Source organism: Streptomyces sp. NPDC059564, assembly GCF_042735575.1.
GTDB lineage: Bacteria > Actinomycetota > Actinomycetes > Streptomycetales > Streptomycetaceae > Streptomyces.
In genome coordinates this window covers 1-3318 of record NZ_JBHWBP010000554.1, presented here as the reverse complement: position 1 = coordinate 3318, position 3318 = coordinate 1, and the positions used below count along the sequence as shown (strand labels likewise).

The window sequence follows — 3318 nt, the reverse complement described above, 5'->3', positions numbered from 1 at the left end:
GGGCATCACCCCGGAACGGGGACCGTCAGCGGGCCGTGGCGAATGCGGCCACGTCCGTTTCGTAGGGCGCGAAGCCCACGTTGTTCTTGCAACCGAGCTCCTCGAAGGTGCTGATCTTGGTCTCGGGATCGGTGTAGGTCAGCCGGTACTTGCAGGCGCCCTTGATGTAGCGGCCCTTGACCCCTCCCGGGAAGTCGATCTCCTTGTTCCAGAGGTACGGGGAGTTGTAGTTGTTGACGCGGGCGGTGGCGTTCACGTCGATGCCGCCGGGCGCGTAGATCTCGTAGACCCAGCCGGTCTTCGCACTGCCGTAGGTGGCGAACTTCTGGGCGACCCACTTCTCGCAGCTCGTGCTGAGGTGCGCGCTGCTCTGGCCGCCGCCCTTGACGATGTACTCGGCGAGCGGGGTCAGTTGGTCGCCGCGGGGCGTGAAGCCGGTGTCGAAGATCTCGTCGACGGTCTCCCGGGTGTCGCCGCGCCACAGGGTGTTGACGTCCGTACGCCACTGCCACCGCTCGGCCGAGGCGGTGGAGGCGACGGTGCGGGCCAGGGAATTGTTGGTCGTCGTACGCCACCAGTCCCAGGCGCGGTATTCGACCGTCGGCCCGCAGGGGGTGGTCAGGTCGTCCACGGCGGCGGCCCGGGCCGTTACGGCGACGGGGGCCGGCGCCGGGGCGACGGCTGCCGCGGCCGTGGGGACGGCGGCGGCGGAAAGGAGGGAGACGGCAGCGAGCACTCGCAGAGCGGCCTGCAGCATGGTGAGGACCCATCAGTCGATCAACGTGACGGGCCCCTTTATAGAGGCGGGTGCCGGGTCCGGCCGGGCGCGCTGCGCCAGGTCCACCCGCATGGCGGATCAGTCGTACCGGGGAAAGGATCCGCCGCCTGCCGCTGACGCCGGCTACGCGGAGGGCTCGGTGTCCTCGCTGTCCGCGCTTGCGGACGCGGTCTCGGATTCCGGGTCCGTCAGCGGCAGCAGCACCTGGAAGCGGGTGTCGCCCGGGGCGGACTCGACCTGCAGGCTGCCGTGGTGCTTGTTGACGACGATCCGCCAGGAGATGTCCAGGCCGAGGCCGGTGCCCTCGCCGACCGGCTTCGTGGTGAAGAAGGGGTCGAAGATGCGGCCGCGGATGTCCTCGGGGATGCCCGTTCCGGTGTCGCGGAACTCCACCAGCAGCCGGTCCCCCTCACGTGCCGTGCGTACCGTCAGGGTGCCGTCGTGGCCGGTGCTGTCGATGGCGAAGACGGCGTTGTCGATGAGGTTGGTCCACACCTGGTTGAGTTCCGCCGGGTAGGCGGGCACGTCCGGCACGGAACGGTCGTAGTCCTTGACCACCCGGACCCGGGCGCCGATCTTGCCGGACAGCATCAGCAGGGTGCTGTCGAGGAGTTCGTGGACGTCGACGACCCGGTGCGGGGCGCGGTCGAGCTGCGAGTACTGCTTGGCGGCGTCCACGAGGTGGGAGATGCGGGTGGTGGAGTCGTTGATCTCGTCCATCAGCAGCTCGGTCTCGACCGTGTAGTTGAGCCAGCCGATGGCCCCGGGCAGGATGTCCTCGGCCACGGTGGCGGCGACCTGCTCCAGCCAGTCCGTGTCCAGCCCGGCCTGGACGAAGGTCGGTGCGATGCGCCAGCCCTCCGCGATGCCGTGGTCGTCGAGCCAGTCGGTGAGCTCGTCCTCCCGGTCGGAGGCCTCCAGAGGGCTCAACGCCGGTGCCTTGGCTACGCGTTCGGCGGTGCGTTCCTGGATCTCGATGAGCTCGGCGAGTGCCTCGCGGGAGTAGGGGCCCTGGGCGATGACGGCCAGCTTGTGCCGCATCTTGCCCACCCGTTCCCGCAGGGTCGCGGTGGCCCGGACGGCCGCGGCGGCCGGGTTGTTGAGCTCGTGGGTGAGGCCGGCGGACAACGACCCCAGGGCCAGCAGCCGTTCGCGCTGTCCGATGGCCCGCTGGGTGTTCTTCGAGCCGAAGAAGAGCCCCTCCAGCAGGTGTGCGGCCATCGGGAACCATTCCCGCATGACGTCCGCGAACGACTGCGCGGGCAGGACGAAGAACCGCGTCGGCTCGGTCACCCGCATCGAGTTGGTGTACGTCTGCGGCACCCGGTCGCCCAGGTAGGCCTGCATGGCGCCCGCGTACACCCCGCGCTGCGAGGTCCGGCTCACTTCCACGTCGTCGCCGCCGACCCGGCGGGAGAGTACGACGGTGCCTTCGATCATCACGTAGAAGCAGGTCGCCGGGTCGCCCTCGGTGTACACCGGCCCGGGCTCGAACCGCTCCACCCGCCCCTCGGCGCACAAGCGCCCGAGCTGCTCCGGGGTGAGCTTCTCGAAGAGGAACAGCGAGGCGATCTCCTGCGGGCCGCAGGGCATGACCTGGCCGCTCACGACTGCTCCAGGTACCGGTGGACGAGCATCACGGCCATGGCTCCTTCTCCGACGGCGGACGCGACGCGCTTCGCGGACTGGGCGCGGGCGTCGCCCGCCACGAACACGCCGGGGACGTTGGTCTCCAGGTGGTACGGGGGCCGGTCCAGCTCCCACTCGGCCGGCGGCCGCCCGTCCGGCGTGAGGTCCGGCCCGGCCAGGATGAAGCCGTGTTCGTCGCGCAGCACCGTGCCGTCCAGCCAGTCCGTCAGGGGGGCCGCGCCGATGTACACGAACATCCACTGGCAGTCGACGAGTTCGGTCGCGCCGCTGTCCACGTCCCGCAGCGTCAGCTGCTCCAGGTGCCCCTCGCCGTGCGCCGCCTCGACGACGGTCCGGGTCCGCACCCTGATGTTCGGCGCCTCCTCGATCTGCTGGATCAGGTAGTACGACATCGACGCCGTCAGGGACTCCCCGCGTACCAGCAGCGTCACCGACTTCGCGCCCCGCGCCAGGTACATCGCCGCCTGCCCGGCGGAGTTGGCGCCGCCCACGATGTACACGTCCTGTCCCTGGCAGGAGGCGGCCTCGGTGAGCGAAGAGCCGTAGTACACCCCGCAGCCGGTCAGGCCGTCGCAGCCCGGGGCGTGCAGCTGCCGGTACGACACGCCGGTCGCCAGGATGACGCTGTGCGCGCCGACCGCCGTGCCGTCGGAGAAGCGGACGACGCGTGCCGCGCCGTTGACCTCCAGGCCCGTCACCTCGCGCGCGGTGAGGATCTCGGCGCCGAACCGGCCGGCCTGGCGGCGGGCGCGGTCCGTGAGCTGCGCGCCCGACACGCCGTCCGGGAAGCCGAGGTAGTTCTCGATGCGGGAGCTCTGCCCGGCCTGTCCGCCGGTCGCGGAGCGTTCGACCAGCACGGTACGCAGCCCCTCGGAGGCCCCGTACACGGC

At 70.7% G+C, this 3318-nt stretch carries 3 protein-coding genes; all 3 read right to left on the bottom strand.

All coding sequences use genetic code 11. The features are described 5' to 3' along the window. Nucleotides 1-25: 25 nt before the first annotated feature. Entirely contained in the window at nucleotides 26-757 is a 732-nt protein-coding gene (locus ACFV0Q_RS40005) for a hypothetical protein (RefSeq protein WP_385012831.1), read from the bottom strand. A gap of 144 nt (nucleotides 758-901) precedes the next feature. After that, entirely contained in the window at nucleotides 902-2386 is a 1485-nt protein-coding gene (locus ACFV0Q_RS40000) for an ATP-binding protein (protein WP_385012829.1), read from the bottom strand. Beyond that, nucleotides 2383-3318 (bottom strand): NAD(P)/FAD-dependent oxidoreductase (locus ACFV0Q_RS39995; RefSeq protein WP_385012827.1); only part of this gene is annotated, 936 nt, incomplete at its 5' end. The genes ACFV0Q_RS40000 and ACFV0Q_RS39995, both read right to left, overlap by 4 nt.